Source organism: Bacillus pfraonensis, from assembly GCF_050768835.1.
In the GTDB taxonomy this organism is placed as follows: domain Bacteria; phylum Bacillota; class Bacilli; order Bacillales; family Bacillaceae_G; genus Bacillus_A; species Bacillus_A pfraonensis.
Window position 1 is genome coordinate 30,257 of record NZ_JAHCDO010000036.1, and the last position, 17,134, is coordinate 47,390.

Below are 17,134 nucleotides of genomic sequence, written 5' to 3' on the forward strand. Positions count from 1 at the left end.
ATTTTGAAGTTTTTGCACCAGAACCCTTTTTACTGTATATGATGGAGGAATGTATTATGGAGGAAAAGAAACATCAGGTATCGTATTTTATCAGAGTGTATACATTAAGAAATCATAGTACAAAGACCATTAAAGTTGAACCATCTCGAACATTTAAAGAAGAAATGAAGATGTTAGGTATAACGGAATCAGATATTTTTCAAATACAGCTTATAAAAAAGTAATAACAGAAAGAGGATGTAATTAAAAAGCTTTGCGAAAAATCACGCAAAGCTTTTTAATTACATGTATTATAATAATAATTTTCGTATTTCTTCCGTAGTTAGACCTGTGAATTTTGCAATGTCTTCTAATGGCATACCATTCTTATGCATACCACGGATTAATTGGATTTTTCCTTCTTCACGAGCGTGTGCCAACTTGGCTTGCTCATCTAGAAGTAACTTTTCACGAGCTTCATAAGCTGTTCTGAAAGAAGAGTCATGGCTCATATTTTCCCACTTACTCATTGCCTTTTGTAAGATTGGATCTTGATTCATTGCAATCTCCTCCAATGTTTGAGTTAAATGTTCATCTTCATGTGCTGGTAGTAATAACATCCAGCGAACCAATGCATTTTCCCATGGATTTACTTTTTCTTCACGCCATTGTTTGACCAACTTTGGAATTTCTACAAAATGAATTTCAATATCATCACTTAGTATCTGTTGCTTTTTAGGATTCCATAATTGTCCTATGGTGTGAAATGAATCATCTTGGGAGAATAATATAAAATCTAATAAATTAATGGTAATTGTTTTCCGAAGTGAACGATACGGCATACCTTCTTGCATTTGGGATGTATAGAGTTTACTCCAGTAATATAAAGATCGTTTTACCATATCATGTGTGTTCCGTAATTGAATTTCGATATTAACTTGTGTTCCATTATCTAGTGTTGCTAATAAGTCTAATATGGATAACTTATCATCTTCATAAGATTTATGAAGATGTGGATCTTCTAGTTGTAGAGATACAATAGGTGCATCTAAAGATTCCTCTAGGATGGCGTTTAGAAATCCAGTTAAAATCTCTTCATTTCCCTTCGTTCCAAATAACTGTTTAAAAGCGAAATCAATCCGTAAATTTACTAATTTTGTGGACATGGGTTTCCTCTCCCTGTCTTTCTGTTCTTAACTATATTTTATAAGATAGTCCTCTACACATGCAAATGCTACTATTATAATTGTAGGTTTAATTTATTGTAGCTTCTTTATTCGGTTTTGGTGCAAAAAAAAGAATAAAATGCATATACTCCTAACAGAATTGTATCTTATACTACAAGTTCAAACAATTGATGGATAAATTCGGTTCTGTTGCAAAGATATATATAATTTTAAAGATTTTAGTCTATCAAAAGTGTTCGAAAATCCTTATATGGGTTCTGTTGCAAAGATTTCTAAACTGAGATAACCTGTAGAAAAAGTGTGAGCAGGAGAATGATATATGCGGTATTGTAAAGGAAAACAGTTTAAAAAGGATATTATTTTGGTAGCCGTGGGCTACTATTGTCGTTTTTCTTTAAGCTATCGTGATGTATCTGAAATCCTAAGAGAACGTGGTGTCTCCGTTCATCCTACAACCATTATGCGCTGGGTTCATGAATATGGAAATCTTATCTATCAAATTTGGAAGAAGAAAAATAAAAACGTTCCATTATCTTGGAAACTAGATGAAACCTATATAAAAGTCAAAGGAAAATGGTGTTATTTATATCGTGCAATTGATAAAGACGGGCACACATTGGATATTCAACTTCGTAAAAAACGGGATCATCAGGCTGCCTATGCCTTTATGAAAAGATTAGTCAAAACGTTTAGAGAACCAGCGGTTCTCACTACAGACAAAGCACCAGCATTACTTTGCGCATTTAACAAATTAAGAGAACAAGGCTTTTATATAAATACAACTCATTGTACAATCAAGCATTTGAACAATCTCATTGAACAGGACCATAGGCATGTGAAGCGATGTTTTTCCAAATCCGCAGGATTTCAAAATCTTCGCCACGCTTCCCGTACCTTGAAAGGCATCGAAACCATTCATGCTTTATATAAACGAAACCGAAGTCTTGGATCAGACTTCGGTTTTTCGACATACAATGAATTATAGGAGCTACTAACAATCGCATAAAATATACAACTTTTTGTTGGCACCACTTAACCTTAACAAAACTTCGCAACAGAACCAAAAGAAGCATAAGATGGCCGTTTTGGTTAACTTATGCTTCTAATATGTATACAACAAAAAAAGATATCTCAACAGGCCATTATTAGTAGGTTACTTAAATTCCCGTTATCGGAAGTGAAATGAGCTTATACATCCAAGTTGTTGATGATAGCTAATATTTGATGATCTGTCCATTTGCCATTAATCTTTACATTTTCTTTAGCTATCCCTTCTTTTTTAAACCCTACTTTTTCTAATATACAAATAGATGCTATATTGTCAGGCATAGCTCCTGCTTCAATTCTATGTAGTTTTAATTCTCTAAAAGCAAAGTCTACAACAAGTTGAAGAGCTTCTGTTGTATAGCCCTTTGCATTATACTCCTTATCTAAAGTAAATCCCGTATAACAGCTTTGGAGGTCTCCCCTAGCAATTTGAGTTAATGAAATGTCTCCGATAAGTTTATCAGTTGCTTTTAAAAAGATTCCAAAAGCATATAATTGCCCTTCATCTGTCTTTTTTAATGCCTGTTCAATGCGTATTTTTTGATGTTCTTCTGTATAAAAGGCTTCTGGGAGTAATGGGCAAACTCGTTGAAAAAATTCGCGATTTCTAGTATGTAATTTAGCTAACTCACTGGCGTCAGAAGTTTTGTAAAGTCGAAGATAAATTTGTTGCCCTACTAGCTTCATAAAACCCCTCCAATATCTTTTTACTACCATTTTATTCTAATCAGGAAAAAGTATGATGTATATCCTATTCAAGTCTTGTTCACATAACGCAACATTATTGGAATTCAATGTATTTAGAAATCTAGAAAAATCCTCGTTAGCGGAAGTTACTCTAAGGGTTCTACTTGTTTTTCTTCAATTATCATCTCAGTATTAATTGGTTCCAGATTTAGTACTATGTATCCAAGCCAACTAATTTATAAATAAGTGGGTATTGAAAATAGAATTGGCAACCAAGTTTTTTGTTTTTTTAATGCTGTTGCTGCACATGCGTAAAGTAATGGGAAGATTAAAGCCCATATAAAAAATGGGGGTAGAACAGCAAGGTATAATGATGAAGGCACCATTAATACTGCCGAAATGATTAGGAAGTATGGCTTTTTTACATATATTCCAATCAATGAAAATACGATAGCTGCAATCATAAAAGGCCAAAACATAAATTGTATCCAGTCAAAACTCATTTCTTTCCCCCCTTCTCAATGTTTATATTTATACTATCATTTTTAAGCGCTAGTACTTATTTTGATTTAAACTTTGTTGATACCTCAAAATGAATAGTATTCTTGTGTTTTGATACATCAGAGAAAAATACTAATTTAGGTGTCTCCCTTAACGTCTAAAAAGGAGAAGTAGCGCCTCTTATTCCCTTAATTTGTTCTGTAGACATACGATATCCAAAACAGAATCCGGAATCCGCAATACTAACAGCTCGCTTGAACCTCTTGATGAAACTGGATGTGATTCTTTTGCTCCTATTTTCGATTGTAGATACTAAACTTGTATTAACGCTTATTCGGTCTGCTAATTCTGATTGATTAATTTCCAGAAACCCCCGTACAACTTTAACTGTTGTTGCTGTAACAACAGAATTTTAAAGAATTGTTGAGAGATTCCGTACTACAGATAACCAAAACGTAACAACCAAAAAAAGATACTCCAAAGGGAGTATCTTTCTACGGTATAGCCATATCTAAAACAAGTAGGTAAAAAACTACACAGTTATGTTCTTCCCCCTAAAATTAGAAAAAAGCATACCAATTTCTCCTCACCTATATAATGATGATTCTAAAACGTGTACCTCTATAATTCCAATATTCCCATAACTTCTTTCGTAAATAGTTTAAAATCTTTTAAATGTTTTTCGATAATTTGACGAACAATATCTAAATTTACACTTTGATAATCATGAACAGCAATATTTCGAAATCCAACCATCGCCTTTAACTTATTTGCTAGCTCTTTGCTAAGTAATCCTGCTGTAACCAATAAATCAAAAGCCTCTCGACTAGATTGTGGTAATCCTAACTTTTTTCCTGCAACAATATGCATTGCTAAATCAATACTTGCTTCACAAGCTCTTTGTATGTTCAATATTATGGAATCTTGCTTTGTATAATCCTCTAAATTCTGAGGGTCATTTCCATACACATCTTGGATTCTTTTTATACAACGCTCTATTGTAGAAATTTTATTTAAAATAACTTCATTCTTCATATATAGAACCTCTTTTCTTTATATCATCAAATACTATCTGGCGTTCCTCATTCAATTTTGAATACATTTTTAAAGTTTTCATTTCAAAAATGACCTTTCGTTCTTCATCAGAACAAAATATTGTCTTTCCTGTATGTATAATCTGAGCTTGAAAAACTGTAGAAGCCTCGGATAAATCAACTAAGTCCACATCTTTATGAACGATGTTGGCTAACTCCTGTGCTAATAAAAAACGCTCATAATTCCCTAAAGTTATGTCACTTAAATAGGCTATATCAATATCACTATCTTCTCGTTCTCTGTTCTCCGCCGTTGATCCAAACACAATTATCCAATAGGGATTCACCGTCTCTTGTAATTTTTCTATAATAGCTGTAATCATGCTTTGAAAAATCATGTAATTAATCCCCCTTATTATACTTGAATTTTATTATATCATAACCATTACAGATTTAGTGAAACGGGAAAGCCTATGCAGGACTTCAGTCTGCCTTTAGGCACAGGGTGAAAGTATCACTTTTTCGTAGAAAAACACTTGTTTTTTTAGGTATATTAAAATCCCTTTTACTTTACGTGAAATTCGCTCAACTAACCGGGATATACCGAGTGTATTTTTGTAAATAATAAGATTGTTAAACAATAAATTGAGGAGGACTTGTATGCTACATCATAACAAAGCTAAAGAGAATTTGGGTTCTATTATAAAACCAGATTTTGTTAGAACTGATGCAAACAAAGTAAAACAAGAAATTCAAAAAGATGTAAGTGAAGGACAAGGGACAATAACTTCCCGAGAAGCAGGGGCAATGCGAGATTAAGAAAACACCTTGAGTGGGGTTCTGTTGCAAAGTTTCCTACATGAAGTTACACTCTAGAAAACAGGATCTAGGGGAATTAGGCATGAGATATTTTAAAGGAAAACAATTCAAGAAAGATATTATTTTAATAGCCGTCGGCTACTACTGCCGTTTTTCTTTAAGTTATCGCGATGTCTCTGAAATCCTGAAAGAACGTGGTATTTCAGTTCACCCTACAACAATCATGCGATGGGTTCATGAATATGGCAATCTCATCTATCAAATTTGGACAGTGAAAAATAAATCTGCACGACTATCTTGGTATTTGGATGAGACTTATATCAAAGTTAAGGGAGAGTGGCGTTATCTCTATCGTGCAATTGATAAAGATGGACACACATTGGATATTCAACTTCGTAAAAAACGGGACCATCAGGCTGCCTATGCCTTCATGAAAAGATTAGTAAAACATTTTGGAGAACCAACGATTCTCACTACAGACAAAGCGCCGGCATTACTTTGTGCATTTAACAAATTAAGAAAACAAGGATTTTATCAAACTACAATCCATTGTACAATCAAATATTTAAACAACCTTATTGAACAGGATCATAGGCATGTAAAGAGACGTTTTGCCAAATCTGCAGGATTTCAAAATCTTCGTCATGCTTCACGTACGATAAAAGGTATTGAGACCATTCATGCTCTATATAAACAAAGGCGAAGTCTTCAAATGAAGTGACCCCAAAAAGTTAGACATATTATTTTATTAGGCAGTGGACTTGTCAACATTTACTGGACACTAAGTTAGGTGAATATTATGAATAGGCTTTCTCAAATTCGATAGGAGAAAGATAATCCAAAGAAGAATGCATTCTTTTTGTATTGTAACAACTCTATATATTTAAATATTTCTGTCCGAGCTTGTTCAGGTGTTTTAAATTTGGCACCTTGAATAAGCTCTCTTTTTATGGTTTTGTAAAAGGATTCCATCAATGCATTGTCATAAGGGTTTCCTTTTCTACTGACACTCGAAACAGCACCATACTTTTTGAGTGTGGCTTGAAAATTACTGCTTGTATACTGAGACCCTTGGTCTGTATGAATAATTAATCCTATTTTCGGATGTTCTTTCTTATATCCTTGTAAAAAAGCGTCTATCACGAGAGAATCTTTCATACGTGTACTCATGGACCAACCAATCACTTTTCTGGAGTACATATCCACAAATACCGCAAGGTATAAAGTGCCTTTTTGGGTAGGAATATAGGTAATATCACCAACCCATATTTTATTTCGTTGATCTGTCTGAAAAACTTGATTTAAGAGGTTTGGTCTTTCTATGGAAGGTGATTTCTTATTATAATGTTTATAACGATAGCGACTGCCTTTCGCATACAGTTTCATTTGACGCATCAGTTTTCCTACTCGTTTTCGGTTTACCTTGATGCCTTTCTTTTCAAGGACTTTTGTAATTCTTAAAGATCCATACCGTCCCTTATGCTCCTCAAATATTTGTTGTATTTCCTCACTTAACACTTCGTTCTCTAAAGCTCTTTTAGAAGGTTTTCTCTGTAAATATTCATAGTAACCTGACCGCGAGATGTTTAACGTTTTACAAGCCTTCTTGATGTTATATTTGTGTTTATTTTCTTTTAAATATTGAAACCTTACACATTCTTTTTCTTCAAGAAGACCTGGAACTTTTTTAGTAAATCAAGTTCTTTTCTCAGTTCTTCATTCTCACGCTTGAGCTTTTTCATTTCATACTGAGAATGATAAAGTGCGCTTCCACGACCTGGAAACGCACTTTCCCCATATTCTTCATATTCATTTATCCAACGATATAGAGTATTAGAATGAATCGATAACTCTTTAGCAACCTCTTTTACAAACATATTTTCTTCCAGTACCAGCTGAACTGCAGCCATTTTAAATTGACGATCATAGACTTTTCTACTCATAAACTGAATCACCTTTCTCTCTTAACTTAGTGTCCAGTTTAGTGTACCATCTCCACCTCCAATTGTTAGTTAGTGTCCAACAATTGGGGTGCAGTTCACAAAGAGACTCCGCCTTTTCAACGTACAATGAACTTCAACAATTACTAGCTACTTCCTAAACATTGTTCCTCATCTACCAACCTGTTTATGCTTTTTCAAACTTTGCAACAGAACCAATGAAGGTGATCCTCTCCCATCTATTCGAAATTTTGCCCATGACTTAAAGGTAAGTGTTCTTACTATTCGTCGCGTTTACGATGAATTAGAAGAAGAAAGGTTTATTACAAGTCAAGTGGGCATTGGTACTTTTGTCTCTATCGGCAATCTTGAGCTGATTCGAGACTCTAAACGCCATCTTGTTGAGCAAATCATGCAAGAGTTAATTCAAACCGCAAAGACATTGAAAATTACTAAAGAAGAGTTAAATGAAATGATGAATATTCTATATGAGGAGGATGGACAGTGAGTAGCATTTTAGAAGTAACAGGGCTAAATAAATCTTATGGAGATTTTTCTCTTTCTGATGTTAGCTTTTCCTTAGAGGAGGATGCCATTACAGGGTTTATTGGTATCAATGGAGCAGGGAAAACAACCACAATACGGACAATACTTGGACTTGTAACAAGAACATCAGGTACTATTAAATTATTTGGAAAGGATATGAACAAATATTTCATATGTTATGTCGAAACCCTATAGAAAAATGAATAGCCAACTAAAGATAGGCACTCGAAAGAGTGTCTTTTCTTTATAAAAAATCCCCACACAACGTGCAGGGACCAAGTGTAAAACAATACCTTAGATGAACACCAGCAAAATAATACATTTATTATCCAATAGCAAAAGACCACCTATTTCCGTAGATGGTCTCTGCCTCTTCAGCTTTATTGTACACATTTAAATTATACTGCTAATCGCATGCTATTTTATTATGCAATTGTGCATTAATTCTATTTTTAATATAGTAATAGTGAAAAATATCTATACTAAACTTTGGAAATATTCCGCATAAATATTATCAATTTACTGTATATTCTATCAATGTTAAACTTTAGGTGTAATATATCTGTTTGAACCATGTCCCCTAGTACAAGGTTTGAATAGTCATCTCAATACGCGAGAACAATCAGAGAAAAGGCACCTAAAGGTGCTTTTTCTTTATGAAAGAAACCCCCATACAATGTGTAGAGTTTAAGTACCATCTTTTTGTTAAAATCAAAGTTATTATTAAATCAAACTAAAGATAACTATGTTTATAATTACACTTATCTCCCTTTCTGGTCTTTTACTTAGTCACCTTATATCTGTACCATCTGGGAGATAAAAAGTAGCACGAGGCATTTTTTTATTTTTTTCCAATCAAAATGCCAACGATTAAAGGCATTAGTACTTACAATCCGTCGCTTTACTTGTGTACGACCATTTTCCCAATCACGCAAATATACAGTAGGACTACCTCTATATTTAAATAGAAAAGTTCCTTCACGAAGAGGTGGTCCTTTAGGGTAATTTTGTAAACCAACAGGAATTAACCCTTCCCAATCTCTGAAAATTCCATGATAAACAGCCGTACTAACAATTAAACGAATTCTTCCATCGTTATTAATAAAACGGTTCTGTTGCAAAGTTTCCGAAGATATAAAGAGATGAAGAATGTTGTAGACCAGTTTTATGAAACTATTAATAATTCATGTAATACGTTATAGGATTCACCATATCGAAAAAGAAAATTGTACGTTATCAAGACCTAAATTTATAAATGCTTAAAATTAAAAGGTCTACACATATTAGATATGACGAATATGTGTAGACCAGCATTGTTTTAGGTTCTGGCACAAAAATAAAAGATAATAAAGCACATAGATTCCTAACAGAATCGTATTTTATGCTGCAAGTCCAAACAATTGATGGATGGATTCTTTCTGAGTTTGGACGGACTGATTCCGTAAATCAATCTGTTCTTTTGTAATCATATGCATGGCTTCTACTCCAAAAAGAATGGATGTAGCTGTTTCAAAAGATTTGAGCCCTAGCATAGAACGGATACGCTTCTTTATAAAACGATGATCTTGTTCTACTATGTTATTCAAGTGCTTTTGTTTTCTAAGTTGCATACCATCAGGTATGCTTTTTTCTTTTTTCAACTGTTCAATTGCTATAGGATAAGCTGGATTCTTATCGACTGTTATAACACGAGGTTTTGAAACATGAAAAGACCGCAACGCTTTCTTGAAAAAGCGCTTTTCAGCCTTCTGATCTCTTGTTTTGCTTAGGCAAAAATCGATTGTGCTTCCTTTCGAATCAATATCACGATACAGGTACATCCATTGGCCTTTTACTTTGATATATGTTTCATCGACTCTCCAAGAGTCATTTATTTGAGGTAACGACGGATCCGTTTATCCAATTCAGAACCATACTGATGAACCCAACGCATAATCGTTGTATGAGAAATGGATAAACCCACCTCCTCCATCATTTCCACTAAATCACGAAAACTGAGATTGTACCGTAGGTACCATCTTACCGTTAATAAGATAATATCAGGCTGATAGTGCTTCCATTTGAACAAATTTTTCTTTTCCATACCGATCACGCACCCTTTCTAGAGTAATAGTATCAATATGTCCAAGTTTTATAGATTTATTGTAATTATCCTGAAGTTTTTGCACCAGAACCGAATAAATTCCATTAGGAATCTATATACCTCTTTCAAATAAATGCAGTCTTTGCAACAGGACCTTATTAATACTTAAATTTTTTTGTGAAATCTTGTATTTTTTTGATTAGATTCTGTAGTATTGATTATAAATTAAAGATGTGCTGCTATTATAACGCCTTAACTTCTATCCGAAAGTAGTCTTCCACTTTTAAACGTGAAGGTGCGACAGCGCCAGTGAAAGTGGAAGATGAATTTCGGTTAGGCATAGCCTAAAGTTGTCTCTTTTTCATGCTATTATATTATCACCTTGTTCTGGTCGTAAAATATCGCAGAAAAGTGATTAATGCTCCCATATCTAACTATATGAAAGATGCGTTTGTTCGATTGGGTGAGAATTACAATATTACCTTAGTCGAATGGAATCATGATACTGACCATGTGCATATTTTCCTCAAAATATATAACGACAACGGAATATTAAAGTTTATAAACGTTAATAAAAGCGCAAGTTCTCGACTTATAAAAAAGTATTTTCCATCAGTAAAAGAAGAACTTTAGAAAGAGTATTTTGGGTCAAAAAACGTTTACTTACTTACAACAGATGGCGCGCCCATTGAAATGATAAAAAATACATAGAAAATCAAAGCATGAGGTGAGGAATTTTGATATGGTAAACAAAGCATATAAGTTCCGTCTATATCCAACACAAGACCAAGAGCAACTTCTTATGAAAACTTTCGGTTGCGTTCGTTTCGTCTACAATCAAATGTTGGTTGAACGAAAGGAAACGTATAAGCAATTCAAGGATAACAAAGAAGCATTAAAGAAGCAAAAGTTCCCTACTCCTGCTAAATACAAAAAGGAATTTGTATGGCTCAAAGAAGTAGATAGCCTTGCATTGGCAAACGTGGGGCTCAATTTGCAGAAAGCATACAAAAACTTCTTTTCAGGTCGTGCTGAATTTCCAAAGTTTAAAAGCCGTAAAGCGAGACAATCTTACACAACTAATGTGGTCAACGGAAACATTATGCTTTTGGAGGGCTATATCAAATTACCGAAATTGAAACTTGTAAAAATGAAACTGCATCGAGAGATTCCGTCACATCATATCATCAAGTCTTGTACGGTTTCTCGAACTAAAACAGGAAAATATTATGTTTCTATTCTCACCGAATACGAACATGAGCCTATACTAAAAGAAGTACAAGCTGTTGCTGGTTTGGATTTTTCTATGAATGGCTTATTTGTTGATAGTGAAGAGGGCAAGATAACCAATTACCCTCGTTTCTATTATCAAGCCTTGGAAAAATTAGCGAAGGAACAGCGTATTCTATCACGTAGAAAGAAAAGCTCTAATCGTTGGCATAAGCAGCGTCTGAAAGTAGCAAAGCTATATGAAAGAATTGCGAACCAACGAAAGGACTTTCTACATAAAGAATCGCACAAATTGGCGAAACTATATGATTGCGTGGTTATCGAAGACCTCAACATGAAGGGAATGTTACAAGCCCTCAATTTCAGTAAAAGTGTTGCTGACAATGCATGGGGCATGTTCACGACATTTCTCCAATACAAGTTAGAAGAGCAGGGAAAAAAGTTTATCAAAATAGATAAGTGGTTTTTATCATCCCAAACTTGTTCTTGTTGTGGTCAAGTAAAGGAGTCTCTATCTCTTTCGGAGCGCACATTCTACTGTGAGTGTGGTTTTATGGCAGACAGGGACTGGAATACTTCTATCAATATCAAGCATGAAGGGTTACGATTGTTATCATAAGCATATATAGAGCAAGGAACAGGCTCGATAGCTAAGTAAATTTCGTACCATTAGGTACGATTACCTTAGAAGCCCCCACCTTTAGGCAAAGTGTAGGTGGGAGGAGTTCACATGATGGTTTTTTGAATTTTACTTACAGGCTATTTATATAGATTATTAGTGAAAAGGGGATAAAGGTTCTGTTGCAAAGTTTTATACGCCCCCAAAAATATAGAATGAAAATACAATTGTTTTGAATAAACATTATAAAATATACAAGAACATGTATAGTATACTCATTATTTTTGGTTATTTTTCAACTTTGCAACAGAACCATCCTGAAAATCTTACAGCAAAATTCGCATATAAAAAGGTAGGATTTATTGAGACTGAATTATCATCTTGGGGTGAACAATTAGCTAAATATTCCATGTAAGCACTTGAATTTACCGCAATGACTTTTAGACTTATTAAAGTAAAGGGCCCTATTGTGGAGCAATATAGATAGGAAATGAGCAAACTTTTTTATAAAAAAATGAACCAACTGAAAATATTAAGAGCGTGTTTTGATCAATCTTTTTTTCAAAACACGCTCTTTTCTATGATCGTTTATCAAGGTTATTAGTATCAATTGCCTACTTTTATAAAATCTATAAAAGATAATAAAAAACTATATGGAAAGACCGCATTTTGTATAAAAATATACCTTAAGTTAATGGATGTGGGGTGGAACCCCATGTAGGTCTTTTTAATCAAAGTATCCTAAATCCCGTATACATACATCGTTTGGTTGAAGAGACGTTAAACAAGTAGAACCATAAGTTTTATCGTTGTGCTTTCCTGATCCTACTACAAAAAAGATCCTCTAAATTTAGAGGGCCTTTCCTATCAACAAAACTATATTAATTCATAAACATTTTCTCAGCTTCATCCATCGCCATTTTGTTTCCTAATGCTGAATAATCAAGCCATGGTTGATCGTGAATAATATATACGTGCTTATCTTTAACAGCTTTTAAATCTTTCCAAATTGCTGTTTCTTGAAGTTGTTTAAATGCTGCTTTTGCTTTGTCATCTCTATTTACGACAACAAAAATTGCATCCGCATCAAAATCAGGTAACGCTTCTTGTGAAATCACTTCGAACGGACGGTTTCCATCAATTTTCTCTACACCGTTTGCAGGTTGTAATCCTAAATCTTGGAATAAAATTGGCCCCATCGGTCTTTTCGTACTAAATACACGTAATTCTTTTGCAGTAACGCGAATGGCCATTACTTTTTCGTTATTTCCTAACTCTTTATCTATTAAGCCTTTTACTCGTTTTGTCTGTTCTTCATAGTTTTGAATATATTTTTCTGCTTCTTTCTCGTGATTTACAAGTTTACCTACTTGCTTTAAATGATCTTTCCACGTACCTTCATCTAAGTTGAAAGAATGTGTCTTTGCAATTTTTTCATACTTCGCTAAATCTTCCCCAGCATATTTTTCATCAACATAAATTTCAGATGGTTTTAATTGAAGTAATGCTTCCATGTTCGGGTCTGTTACAACACCGAGCTTCTTCGTATCTCTCAGTTGATCTTTTGCGTGTGGTAAGAAATCTTTTAAATCTCCACCAACAACAGAACCTACTGGTATAATTCCTAGTGCTAGTAAATTATTCGTTAAATGGATAGACATAGAAGCAATTTGGGGCTCATTACTTTTCGTCATTTTTTCAGCTGTCCCTTCATTTGATTTTGTTTGACCGCAAGCTGATATTATTAAAATACACATGATACTAAATAAAATAGTAAATTGCTTTTTCATACATTCTCCTCTTTGAAGTATTTATTTTGTTTTTATAAGTAAATAAAGAAAATAAGGTGCTCCTAAAGCCGCTACTACGACTCCAGCTGGGATTGAGTTTGGCTCAAATAAAGAGCGACCAGTTGTATCGGCTAGTACTAAAATAATCATCCCAATAATACCGGTTAACGGTAAAGAATGCTCGTACGTTGAGCCTACTAATTTTCTTGCAATATGTGGAGATATTAGACCGATAAAGCCAATTCCTCCTGCCATCGATACACTGGCGCAAGATAATCCAACCGCTGTAGCTAAAAGTAAAAAGCGCTCTTTTTGTACAGATACGCCAAGTCCTGCTGCTACACTATCACCTAGTGATAAAGCATTTAACGTTTTTGATTTTAGCCACGCATATGGGGCAAGTATAACAATCCAAGGTAATAAAGCTATCACGTGAATCCAATCTCTTCCCCATACGTTACCTACTAACCATCTGGAAGCAAACGTATAAGTCTCGTCATTTAGTTTTAGAGAGAAAAATAATGAAATCGCACTAAAACCAGCTGAAACTGCAATACCAACGAGAATTAATCGAATCGGTAACAACCCCTTCGTACGGTCATTTGCAAGTAAAATAATAAGCAGCGCAGCAAGCACTCCCCCGCCAAACGTAAAAAGCGGTATTAAAATCGATGCCTTTTCATTAATAGAATGAAAGAGTGTAACAAAACTAATGAGCCCAAAAGACGCCCCTGAGTGCAATCCGAGAATACCAGGATCTGCGAGTGAATTACGAGATAACCCTTGTAATATTGCACCAGAAACGCCAAGTCCAATACCCGCTAACATTGTGATAATAATTCTTGGCATACGATAATCGTATAATACTGTTACACTTTCAAAATCACCATAACCCAAAAGCGTTTGAATCACTTTCAGTGGCGCAATTCGAAGCGTACCTGTATTTAAACTAATTAAAATAACCGCGATACTTATACATCCGAAAATTGTAGTTATCATAGTAGCTCTCTTCTTATCGGTGTTAAAGATATCTTTCACTTATAACTCCCTCCCAGCTTTACTTGCTATATAGAGGAAAAACGGAACACCAATAAGCGCTACCATAATTCCGACCGCAAGTTCTTTTGGAGGATTTACTGTTCTTGCTCCTAAATCAGCTAAAACTAATAATATAGCTCCTAATAATGCTGACATAGGAATAATAAACCTATAATAATTCACACCTACTAATTTTCTAGCTATATGTGGAATGACAAGTCCTACAAATCCAATTGAACCAACAGCCGAAACCGAAACACCTGCAAGAATAACTACTGTAACCATTCCCAATATTCTCGTTCGAATCGTCTTCACTCCTAAATTTGTAGCAACATCATCCCCCATCGATATAAGTGAGATAGACCGTCCTAATGCTATTGCAAAAATAATTGTTACGAAAATAATAGGCACTAAAAACTGCAAGTGGTCCCACTTCACCCCTGCAACACCACCAGCGTACCAAAACGCTAAATCTTGGCTTAAATCATAATAAATTGCTATACCTGAGCTAAGCGAGTGTAAAAACGCTGCCATAATAGCTCCGGCAATCGTTAATCGCATCGGTGTTAATCCGCCTGATGTTGCCGATCCAATAATAAAAATTAGTATTGTACTTAAAACTGCCCCTATGAAAGAAACAATCATTAAATAGGAATACGGCATATGCGGGAAAAAGGCAAAGCTAAGCGCCACGACAAACATTGCCCCAGCATTTATTCCGAGCACGCCTGCATCAGCTAAAGGATTTCTTGTTACTCCCTGCATAACAGCTCCCGCCACTGCAAAAGCAGCACCTATAACTGCTGCACCAATTACTCGCGGAAGTCTTAATTCATAAATAATTTGATGCTGCGTTAATTTCGGATTGTAATCAAAAATCGCTGCCCATACAGTTTGCAAATGAATATCCTTTGCACCGAATGCAATTGCTACAACTATAGACACGATTAGGCATAAAATTGTTAAGCTCATAAGACATATGAACTTAGCGTGCATCCAGCGATTTTTATCCGCATATACAGTGGACTTGTGTAACATATTTCATTTCATCCTTTATATTTCATTTGTTTTTTACAATAACTTTAAAATCATAATTATTTTATGTAATGATTATCATTTTCATTTAGATATTATATCCCCACTTTTTTTAGATAGCAAACTATTTTTTTAATTTGATAAAATATAAAAATAGTTATCGAAATTTCGGTTCTGGTCCAAAAACTTTAATATACATGTAGGTAATCTCTAAAACTTAGGTATACTGATTCTATTAACAGTAAGATGGTACCAACGGTGCAATCTTAGTTTTCGCGATTTAGTCGAAATGATGGAGGAACGAGGCTTATCCATTACTCATACAACGATTATGCGTTGGGTTCACTAATATGGTTCTGAGCTAGATGAAAGAGTTCGTCGCCATCTTAAGAAAACGAACGATTCTTGGTGAGTAGACGATACGTATATAAGTTCAAAGGAAAGTGGATGTATTTATATCGTGCAGTTGATTTAGAAGGAAACACCATTGATTTCTACCTCAGCAAAACAAGAAATCATAAGACTGCAAAGCGTTTTCTCAAGAAAAATTTGTAGTCTTGTCATGTTTCACAGCCTCGTGTGATAATCATCGATAGGAATCCCGCCTATCCTTTAGCAATTGAAGAGTTGAAGAATGAAAAAAGATGCCTGTAGGCATCCAAATAAGGCGAGTGAAATACCTCAATAACATCGTGGAACAAGATCATCGATTTATTAAAAAGCGAGTGCGTTCGATGTTAGGACTTAAATCATTTCGTACAGCTACTTACATACTGAGTGGCATAGAAGCGATGCATATGATGAAAAAGAAGCAACTTCATCAAGGGGTACAGTCTACTCAAAATCAAAAAGATTTCATTGATAAATTGTTTGGTATCGCATCATAATCTGTAATTTCGTAGGAAATTCAGATCCTACTTTTTTTAAAATTTATTTTTGCACCAGAACCATCACTGATAGTTGAACCGAACCTCAATATTCATTGCAATTATCTTGAAGCTGCTACATCAAAATGCATTTTCTAATCTAAATTTTTTTTGTAAAATCATGTATTTTTTGATTAGATTCTGTAGTATTGATTATATATTAAAGATGTGCTGCTATTATAAGAAGTTTGAAAAAGCCTCAACTTCTGTCCGAAAGTAGTCTTCCACTTTTAAACGTGAAGGTGCGACAGCGCCAGTGAAAGTGGAAGATGAATTTTGGTTAGAGATATCCTAAAGTTGTCTCTTTTCATGCTATTATATTATCACTTTGTCCTGGTCGTAAAATAAGAAAAGTGATTAATGCTCCCGTGCCTGACTATATGAAAGATATATTTGTTCGATTGGATGAAAATTACAATATTATCTTAGTCGAATGGAATCATGATACTGAACATGTGCATATTTTGTTCAAAATACATCTAAATACTGAAATGTTAAAGTTTATCAATGTTCATAAAAGCGCAAGTTCTTGATTTATAAAAAACATTTTCCATCAATAAAAGAAGAACTTTAGAAAGAGTATTTTGAGGCAAAAAACGTTTGCTTGCTTACAACGGATGGTATGCCCATTGAAAAGATGAAAAAATACATAAAAAATCAAAGCATGAGGTGA

Annotated in this window: 15 protein-coding genes and 8 pseudogenes; 12 read left to right on the forward strand and 11 right to left on the reverse strand. The window is 34.4% G+C overall.

Going from position 1 to position 17,134, the window contains the following annotated elements:
- Positions 1–56 precede the first annotated feature (56 nt).
- Positions 57–224 carry a hypothetical protein gene (locus KFD70_RS24465; protein WP_336454499.1) on the forward strand — a complete coding sequence of 56 codons (168 nt, stop codon included), beginning with the start codon at positions 57–59 and terminating at the stop codon, positions 222–224.
- A 66-nt stretch (positions 225–290) separates the two neighbouring features.
- Here the strand turns inward: KFD70_RS24465 and KFD70_RS24470 are convergent, their stop codons facing one another.
- Positions 291–1,145 carry an Rpn family recombination-promoting nuclease/putative transposase gene (locus KFD70_RS24470; RefSeq protein WP_431613441.1) on the reverse strand — a complete coding sequence of 285 codons (855 nt, stop codon included), beginning with the start codon at positions 1,143–1,145 and terminating at the stop codon, positions 291–293.
- A 340-nt stretch (positions 1,146–1,485) separates the two neighbouring features.
- Here KFD70_RS24470 and KFD70_RS24475 point away from each other — a divergent pair, with 340 nt between their 5' ends.
- On the forward strand, positions 1,486–2,151 hold the full coding sequence (locus KFD70_RS24475; RefSeq protein ID WP_431613442.1) for an IS6 family transposase: 666 nt from the start codon (positions 1,486–1,488) through the stop codon (positions 2,149–2,151).
- Positions 2,152–2,354: 203 nt separating this feature from the next.
- Here KFD70_RS24475 and KFD70_RS24480 read toward each other — a convergent pair whose 3' ends face one another.
- The 4 genes from KFD70_RS24480 to mntA form a co-directional block, all read right to left on the reverse strand.
- The gene (locus KFD70_RS24480; protein WP_336454366.1) at positions 2,355–2,900 is read right to left on the reverse strand and encodes a GNAT family N-acetyltransferase; all 546 of its coding nucleotides are present in this window, start codon (positions 2,898–2,900) and stop codon (positions 2,355–2,357) included.
- A 236-nt stretch (positions 2,901–3,136) separates the two neighbouring features.
- Entirely contained in the window at positions 3,137–3,403 is a 267-nt protein-coding gene (locus tag KFD70_RS24485) for a hypothetical protein (protein ID WP_336454365.1), read from the reverse strand.
- 619 nt (positions 3,404–4,022) lie between these two features.
- Positions 4,023–4,436, reverse strand: a complete 414-nt coding sequence (hepT, locus tag KFD70_RS24490; protein ID WP_336454364.1) for a type VII toxin-antitoxin system HepT family RNase toxin — start codon at positions 4,434–4,436, stop codon at positions 4,023–4,025.
- On the reverse strand, positions 4,426–4,833 hold the full coding sequence (gene mntA, locus KFD70_RS24495; RefSeq protein WP_241818962.1) for a type VII toxin-antitoxin system MntA family adenylyltransferase antitoxin: 408 nt from the start codon (positions 4,831–4,833) through the stop codon (positions 4,426–4,428). Before mntA ends, hepT begins: the two co-directional genes overlap by 11 nt.
- 262 nt (positions 4,834–5,095) lie before the next feature.
- On the opposite strand from mntA, the gene KFD70_RS24500 reads away from it, so the two are divergent.
- Positions 5,096–5,254: a hypothetical protein gene (locus tag KFD70_RS24500; RefSeq protein WP_336454363.1), complete on the forward strand. Its 159-nt coding sequence runs from the start codon at positions 5,096–5,098 to the stop codon at positions 5,252–5,254.
- 82 nt (positions 5,255–5,336) lie between these two features.
- Positions 5,337–5,975, forward strand: a complete 639-nt coding sequence (locus KFD70_RS24505; RefSeq protein ID WP_336454362.1) for an IS6 family transposase — start codon at positions 5,337–5,339, stop codon at positions 5,973–5,975.
- Between the two features lie 76 nt (positions 5,976–6,051).
- On the opposite strand, the pseudogene KFD70_RS24510 reads toward KFD70_RS24505, so the two are convergent.
- Positions 6,052–7,197, reverse strand: a pseudogene (locus KFD70_RS24510) (IS3 family transposase).
- Positions 7,198–7,435: 238 nt separating this feature from the next.
- On the opposite strand from KFD70_RS24510, the pseudogene KFD70_RS24515 reads away from it, so the two are divergent.
- The 3 genes and pseudogenes from KFD70_RS24515 to KFD70_RS24525 form a co-directional block, all read left to right on the forward strand.
- Positions 7,436–7,489 (forward strand): annotated as a pseudogene (locus KFD70_RS24515) (hypothetical protein); the annotation flags it as partial.
- Between the two features lie 39 nt (positions 7,490–7,528).
- The gene (locus tag KFD70_RS24520; protein WP_431613443.1) at positions 7,529–7,702 is read left to right on the forward strand and encodes a GntR family transcriptional regulator; all 174 of its coding nucleotides are present in this window, start codon (positions 7,529–7,531) and stop codon (positions 7,700–7,702) included.
- Positions 7,699–7,905 (forward strand): annotated as a pseudogene (locus tag KFD70_RS24525) (ATP-binding cassette domain-containing protein); the annotation flags it as partial. The gene KFD70_RS24520 and the pseudogene KFD70_RS24525, both read left to right, overlap by 4 nt.
- A gap of 629 nt (positions 7,906–8,534) precedes the next feature.
- Here the strand turns inward: KFD70_RS24525 and KFD70_RS24530 are convergent.
- Positions 8,535–8,861: a hypothetical protein gene (locus tag KFD70_RS24530; RefSeq protein ID WP_336454361.1), complete on the reverse strand. Its 327-nt coding sequence runs from the start codon at positions 8,859–8,861 to the stop codon at positions 8,535–8,537.
- A gap of 258 nt (positions 8,862–9,119) precedes the next feature.
- Positions 9,120–9,823, reverse strand: a pseudogene (locus KFD70_RS24535) (IS6 family transposase).
- Positions 9,824–10,186: 363 nt separating this feature from the next.
- On the opposite strand from KFD70_RS24535, the pseudogene tnpA (KFD70_RS24540) reads away from it, so the two are divergent.
- From tnpA (KFD70_RS24540) to KFD70_RS24550, 3 genes and pseudogenes are all read left to right on the forward strand, one after another.
- Positions 10,187–10,554, forward strand: a pseudogene (gene tnpA / locus KFD70_RS24540) (IS200/IS605 family transposase).
- 11 nt (positions 10,555–10,565) lie between these two features.
- Positions 10,566–11,672 (forward strand): RNA-guided endonuclease TnpB family protein, encoded by a 1,107-nt coding sequence (locus tag KFD70_RS24545; protein ID WP_336454360.1) that lies wholly within the window; start codon positions 10,566–10,568, stop codon positions 11,670–11,672.
- A gap of 313 nt (positions 11,673–11,985) precedes the next feature.
- Positions 11,986–12,087, forward strand: a pseudogene (locus KFD70_RS24550) (GNAT family N-acetyltransferase); the annotation flags it as partial.
- Positions 12,088–12,553: 466 nt separating this feature from the next.
- Here the strand turns inward: KFD70_RS24550 and KFD70_RS24555 are convergent.
- Genes KFD70_RS24555 through KFD70_RS24565 form a run of 3 tightly spaced genes read right to left on the reverse strand, consistent with a single transcriptional unit; the run spans position 12,554 to position 15,538 of the window.
- Entirely contained in the window at positions 12,554–13,462 is a 909-nt protein-coding gene (locus KFD70_RS24555) for an iron-hydroxamate ABC transporter substrate-binding protein (RefSeq protein WP_336454359.1), read from the reverse strand.
- A 21-nt stretch (positions 13,463–13,483) separates the two neighbouring features.
- Positions 13,484–14,500, reverse strand: coding sequence for a FecCD family ABC transporter permease (locus tag KFD70_RS24560; RefSeq protein ID WP_336454358.1), 1,017 nt, complete (start codon positions 14,498–14,500; stop codon positions 13,484–13,486).
- The gene (locus KFD70_RS24565) at positions 14,501–15,538 is read right to left on the reverse strand and encodes a FecCD family ABC transporter permease (RefSeq protein WP_431613444.1); all 1,038 of its coding nucleotides are present in this window, start codon (positions 15,536–15,538) and stop codon (positions 14,501–14,503) included.
- A gap of 220 nt (positions 15,539–15,758) precedes the next feature.
- Here KFD70_RS24565 and KFD70_RS24570 point away from each other — a divergent pair.
- Positions 15,759–16,422 (forward strand): annotated as a pseudogene (locus tag KFD70_RS24570) (IS6 family transposase).
- Positions 16,423–16,770: 348 nt separating this feature from the next.
- A pseudogene (gene tnpA, locus KFD70_RS24575) lies at positions 16,771–17,134 on the forward strand (IS200/IS605 family transposase).